The following is a 5,600-nucleotide window of genomic DNA, read 5'->3' on the forward strand; positions in this document are numbered from 1 at the left end:
ACCATCGCACGATGGCTCACCACGTCAACGACGTGACACTCGAGCCCGAGAACTACACCACTCCCAGGGACGTCACCGTCGTTGACCCCATATCTAGCGCGGGCGACGCGCGGTATCTCATCGGCATAGGTGCCATACGATGTCGTGTGTGTCTGGGTCTCGCTGGTTGCCTTGGGAACGGCTTGACGAGCGATCCCCTATCGCAGACCGCATAGCGGCGGACTGCGCTCGCGCGATAGTCGAGCGACGGCGCGACATCGGCGACTTCATCACCGAGGCTGAGCTGGCCGAGGACGCAGGCGCGAGCCGTACCCCGGCTCGCGAGGCGATGCTGCAACTGGAGAAGTGGTCTCTGGTGCGTCTAATCCCGAAGAAAGGGGCGATCGTCACGGCGCCCACCACCGCCGAGCGGCGCGACATGCTCGACTTCCGCGCGATGATCGAGAACGACGCGGTGCGTTCCATGGCGACGAACGGAGCTGTACCGAAGATGACTCGGGACGGAATGGAAGACGCGCTCCGGCGTCAGCGGGCAGCTATCAGCGGCGGAGACCTCCTCGAGTTCGCGAGTGCCGACTACGCCTTCCACGCTGAGATCATTCGCGGCGGGGGAAACTCCGTCGTCACCGGCATCCTTGAGATGCTCGCTCCGCGTGTTGCGCGTTTCACCTATCTCGCGATCACGGAGACGCCCGGACGAATCCCTGCGCTGCTCGATGAGCACATCCGCCTTTCCGAAGCGGCATTGGCGGGTGACGTTGACGGTTACCACGAGCTGATCTTCGATCACATTGCTCGCGGACACTCCGCGATCACCGCCGTGCCCTGAATTTCGTCAGGCGAGCCGGCGAGACGCGCGCACTACCAGGCCAAGGCAGATGAAACACACGACTGCTACTGCAGCGAGCGTCGTCGAGTAAGACATGAGGGGAAGCAGTGCGGCGAGGACGGTGGGCAGCAGGAACCCAACGTAGGTGAGCGAGTAGTAGACACCCGTCAGCCCGGCTAGGTCCTGAGGGGTTGCGATCTTCTGCACGTGCAGGAGACCGGCCACGACCGTGATCCCGTACGCAGCGCCGAGGATAATCGCGACCCCCAGCGCGAGAAGAGGATCGGACACCAACGCGGCTACGGCGGCAAGCACCATTCCGACCGTCATCAGCGATAGTCCGATACTGAGCGCGTGGCCGCGGGTTCGACGGTTCAGAGCGGGGACGGCACTTTGCATTAGGGCACCCACGCCGAGGGTGAGGACGGTGAGGACTGTTGCGTAGAGGGTCGTCCAGTCGCCGAGCTGTTCCTCGGCGATGGCCGGCATGATGGCGTATGCGACCCCGGCCGCAGCGAACACCCAAGGCGCGGCAGGAAGGACGAGCCGAGTGAATTGCTCGTGCCCTGCCGACGGTACTCGCAGGTCTCGCCACCATGCGCCCGTGGCCCGGGATGCTGGGGGGAGCGATTCCGGTGTGCGGATCAAGAAGGCGACGCTGATCACGCACAGGACTGCGTGAAGAATGAACGGTGTCACTGTCGGCCACGGTGCCCACTGCCCGAGTGCGCCGGTGACACCGGCACCGATCGCGAAACCGAGCGTCAGCGTCATTGAGGGGCGTCGAGCCCCGGCGGTCACGCCAGCGCGCATGTCGAACGGCGCCGAGCTCAGCTCTTTCATCCAGCTAGTACCGACTGACATCGCAACACCGACTCCGGCGCCTGCGAGCGCACGGCCGCCCAGCAGCAGCGGAAGGCTATGGATGCCAACTGCTAGCAGCGCGCTTCCGGCGATCGCTAGGAACGCGCCCGCGATGAACACGGGCTTGCGACCATGTTTGTCGGACAGCGCCGACGCGATCAGTAGCCCGGGGATGAGTCCAGCGACGTACATGCCGAGGAGGAGGTTCGCCTGCCACGCGTCGAAGTTTCCCGTCGTCTCGTAGACGTGCAGTAGCGGGGTGAAATGGTTACCACCCCACGCAAGCAAGAACATCGCCGGCGCTGGGAGGAGCCAGGTCCGGTTGCGGGAGCTCATGCGGCGCCTGCCAGCGCTTGATGTCCGGCTTCGATGTGCCGGGCGATCATCTTGCGGAACGCGGGCACATCGCCGTCGGTGGCGTATCGGGCGAGCGCAGTGTGTTCATCGAGAAGTGTGGCGATTCGTCCGGGATTTGTCGATACGGCCAGGTGAGTGAGGCGTGCAAATCGCGGCCCGACAAGGTCGAGGATTTCGCCGACGAGCGATCCGCCGCTACTTCGGATGATCTGTGCGTGGAAGGCGTAGTCGCCGGCCGCAAAGCCGAGGAGGTCGCTCGCCTCAACGGCTGCCCGTTGCCGGCTGATCGTCTTCTCCAGGTTGACGCCGAGCGTCGGCAGACGACCCTCATGGATGACCGCTTGCTCTACCGCATTCGTCTCCAGCAACGCGCGGAGGTCTAGTAGCTCCCGGTACTCGCTCGGACCGATAGCGGTCACCACAGCACCTTTTTTTGGCGCGATGGTCACGAGGCGCCACCCCGCCAATTGCAGCATCGCCTCCCGTGCCGGCGTGCGGGAGGCGCCGCCTGCGTCCGCGATGTCCGACTCCGTGAGCCAAGAGCCCGCTGGGCGCCTGCCCTCAACGATCTCGCGCGCCGTCAGGGCGGCCAAACGCAAGCTCAGCGGGGCGCGGTCGTGAATCCGTTCCCACGGCAGCGTCGAGTAGGCGATCATACGAGCACCGTATCAGCTGCATGGATTGATAGATGCATCAATGCGTTTCATGCGTTATGGTGATCCGGTCGACATCCGTGGGGCGTCGGCCGGGCGGGAGCGACCGCGCTCGAAGTCCGTTCCCCTCGTCAGCAGACCAGGCCCTCAAAGGAGAAGACATGGCCAAAATCGACTACAGCCGTTTGGCGGACGACGTGCTCGATGGTGTAGGCGGTGAGCAGAATGTGAAGTCTGTCTCGCACTGCGCAACACGGCTGCGATTCGTGTTGAAGGACAACGCGCAGGCAGATAAAGACGCCATCGCCAAGGTCCCCGGCGTCATCAGCACCGTCGAGAGCGGCGGACAGTTCCAGGTCGTCGTCGGCAACAGCGTTCCGCTCGCATACGCGGCGCTGGAGAAGACGCATCCCGCCCTCACCGAAGGTGCCGATGCGTCGCTTACAGCGACCACGTCCGACGCAGGGAAAAGCAACCCGCTGACCCGCGTGCTGAACGCCGCCATCGGGGTGGTCTCCGCCATCTTTGCCCCGATCATCGGCACGCTCTGCGCCGCGGGAATCCTGAAGGGTCTGCTTATGATCGTGTCGACAGCCGGCTGGCTGTCGACCACATCGCCGACATACCAGATCCTCTGGACGGCAGCGGATGCGTTCTTCTTCTTCCTCCCACTGATCCTCGCGGTGCCGGCGGCTCGCAAGTTCGGTGCAAACATCTACACCGCGCTAACGCTCGCAGGTGCGCTCGTCTACACGCAGGTGCAGAACATCAACCTCGTGCTCAACGACGAGGCAGTCTCTATGTCGCTGCGCGCGTTCCAGCAGGCCGGTGGCGCCGTCGACTTCTTCGGCATCCCGGTCGTGCTGCAGAGCTACACCTCCACGGTGATCCCAATCATCCTGGCCGTCTACCTCCAGTCGCTGATCGAGAAGCTCATCGCACCCCGCATCCATGACTCCGTGCGGAACTTCATCGTCCCGCTCGTCGTGCTGGTGGTCGTGTTCCCGGTCGCGCTCCTCGCGCTCGGTCCTGTCGGCAACCTCGTCGGTCAGGCCATTGCGGACTTCTTCCTCCTCGTTCAGGGCTTCTCGCCCGTCCTCACTGGATTCCTGTTCGCTGCGCTGTGGCAGGTGATGGTCGTCTTCGGCATCCACTGGGCGATGGTCCCGGTGTTCATCAACAACCTCGCTACGGCCGGGTACGACACCTTCAAGCCGTTGGTGTGGCCCGCAGTCTTCGGTCAGGCCGGTGCTGCCCTGGGCGTGTTCCTCCGTCTCAAGGAGCGTCGCGTTCGAGGCATCGCAGGTTCTGCCGTCGTCGCCGCCCTCTTCGGCGTCACCGAGCCGGCTGTCTACGGCGTGAACGTGCCCCGCAAGCGTGTGTTCGGGATTGCGATTCTCTCCGCCGGCATCGGTGGGGCGATCGTCGGTGGTGCCGGCGCCAAGGTGTACGGCTACGGCCTGTCCGGCATTCTGACCCTCCCGCTCGGATACGGCGACCCGCTCGGTCTCGGCGACACGTTCCTATGGCTGATCATCGGAACCGTCGTCGCGTTCGTGCTCTCGACCGTGCTGACCTTCTTCTTCGGCATCACGAAGAAGGAGTTCGCCGCGGATCGCGCCGCGTCCGCTGCAGAGCGCGCAGAAGCGTCGGATCCGTCCACCGGTACCCGCGAGCTCGTCGTGCCCGTCGCGGGAACCGTGATCCCGCTCGCGGAAGTCGAGGACCCGGTGTTCTCCTCTGGCGCGATGGGTGCGGGATTCGCGGTGCGCCCCACGGACGGCAAGGTCGTCGCACCCGTCTCCGGAGTCGTCGAAGCAGTGCTGCCGCACGCGATCGGGATCCGGACCGCGGACGGCGTCGAGGTGCTCGTCCACGTCGGCATCGACACGGTGCAGATGAACGGAACCGCCTTCACCAGCAAGGTCGCCCAGGGGCAGCAGGTGAGCGTGGGGGAGGCCCTCATCGAGGCCGACCTCGAGGCGATCATCGCCGCCGGATATGACACCACCACCGTCGTCGCAGTCACCAACAGCGACGACCTGGGAGAGGTGCGCGTCGTCGCCTCTGGCCCGACCACGGCTGGGTCGCCGGCGTTGACCATCGCGGCAATCGTGCCCACGGCCTGACCACCCAAGAGGGCCGTCGGTGATCCTGCCGGCGGCCCACCGTCACAGAAAGAGAGCTGAAGCCGATGTTCCCCGAGGGATTCCTGTGGGGCGGCGCACTTGCCGCCAACCAGTGCGAAGGCGCGTGGAACGAGGACGGCAAGGGTCCGTCCGTTGCTGACATGACGTCGTACAAGCCACACGTCGACGTCAGCAACTACAAAGAGCTCCACGGCATCACCGAGGAAGGCCTCCGCGCCGCTGCGGCCGACGATGACATCAATGCGCACCCGAAGCGCAGGGGCATCGACTTCTACCACCGCTATAAGGAGGATCTGGCGCTGTTCGCGGAGATGGGGTTCAAGACGCTACGCGTATCGATCGCGTGGACACGACTGTTCCCCACCGGCGAGGAAACCGAACCGCTCGAGGCCGGCATCGCCTACTACACCTCCCTTTTCGAGGAGATGCGCCGCCTCGACATCGAACCGCTCGTCACCCTCCATCACTACGAGATGCCAGTGCACCTGGCGCTCGAGTACGGCGGGTGGGCCGACCGTCGCGTCATCGACATGTTCACTCGGTACGCAAAGGTGTGCTTCGAGCGCTTCGGACACCTCGTGAAGCTGTGGCTAACGTTCAACGAGATGGACGGCATCATCCGCCACCCATTCTCCAACGGCGGCGTCATCCCCGACCGGCCCGACTCACTGTGGGCTGACCCCGTTTCGTAGGTCCGGTTGTTATGTGAGTCGTCCTGTCGTCCGCGGTCGCGGGCAGGGAGACTGG

5 protein-coding genes are annotated in these 5,600 nt (G+C 64.7%); 3 read left to right on the forward strand and 2 right to left on the reverse strand.

Features of this window, described 5'->3' with window-relative positions:
- Window positions 1–148: 148 nt before the first annotated feature.
- Complete coding sequence (locus ACPYN5_RS15895; protein ID WP_424449896.1) at window positions 149–829, forward strand: GntR family transcriptional regulator; 681 nt, start codon at window positions 149–151, stop codon at window positions 827–829.
- 6 nt (window positions 830–835) lie between these two features.
- Here ACPYN5_RS15895 and ACPYN5_RS15900 read toward each other — a convergent pair whose 3' ends face one another.
- Both ACPYN5_RS15900 and ACPYN5_RS15905 read right to left on the reverse strand, forming a co-directional pair.
- Complete coding sequence (locus ACPYN5_RS15900) at window positions 836–2,029, reverse strand: MFS transporter (RefSeq protein WP_424449897.1); 1,194 nt, start codon at window positions 2,027–2,029, stop codon at window positions 836–838.
- The gene (locus ACPYN5_RS15905; protein ID WP_424449898.1) at window positions 2,026–2,706 is read right to left on the reverse strand and encodes a GntR family transcriptional regulator; all 681 of its coding nucleotides are present in this window, start codon (window positions 2,704–2,706) and stop codon (window positions 2,026–2,028) included. The genes ACPYN5_RS15900 and ACPYN5_RS15905 overlap by 4 nt, the downstream gene beginning before the upstream one ends.
- Window positions 2,707–2,864: 158 nt before the next feature.
- On the opposite strand from ACPYN5_RS15905, the gene ACPYN5_RS15910 reads away from it, so the two are divergent.
- On the forward strand, window positions 2,865–4,832 hold the full coding sequence (locus ACPYN5_RS15910; protein ID WP_424449899.1) for a beta-glucoside-specific PTS transporter subunit IIABC: 1,968 nt from the start codon (window positions 2,865–2,867) through the stop codon (window positions 4,830–4,832).
- 65 nt (window positions 4,833–4,897) lie between these two features.
- Window positions 4,898–5,545 carry a glycoside hydrolase family 1 protein gene (locus ACPYN5_RS15915; RefSeq protein ID WP_424449900.1) on the forward strand — a complete coding sequence of 216 codons (648 nt, stop codon included), beginning with the start codon at window positions 4,898–4,900 and terminating at the stop codon, window positions 5,543–5,545.
- Window positions 5,546–5,600 lie beyond the last annotated feature (55 nt).

Origin of the sequence: Microbacterium arborescens, from assembly GCF_049707515.1 — a bacterium.
Classification (GTDB): domain Bacteria; phylum Actinomycetota; class Actinomycetes; order Actinomycetales; family Microbacteriaceae; genus Microbacterium; species Microbacterium arborescens_B.

Bases quoted from the DNA above. Each gene is read 5' to 3' on its own strand.
- ACPYN5_RS15915 (WP_424449900.1), top strand. From the start codon at position 4,898: ATGTTCCCCGAGGGATTCCTGTGGGGCGGCGCACTTGCCGCCAACCAG.
- ACPYN5_RS15900 (WP_424449897.1), bottom strand. From the start codon at position 2,029: ATGAGCTCCCGCAACCGGACCTGGCTCCTCCCAGCGCCGGCGATGTTC.
- ACPYN5_RS15910 (WP_424449899.1), top strand. From the start codon at position 2,865: ATGGCCAAAATCGACTACAGCCGTTTGGCGGACGACGTGCTCGATGGT.
- ACPYN5_RS15905 (WP_424449898.1), bottom strand. From the start codon at position 2,706: ATGATCGCCTACTCGACGCTGCCGTGGGAACGGATTCACGACCGCGCC.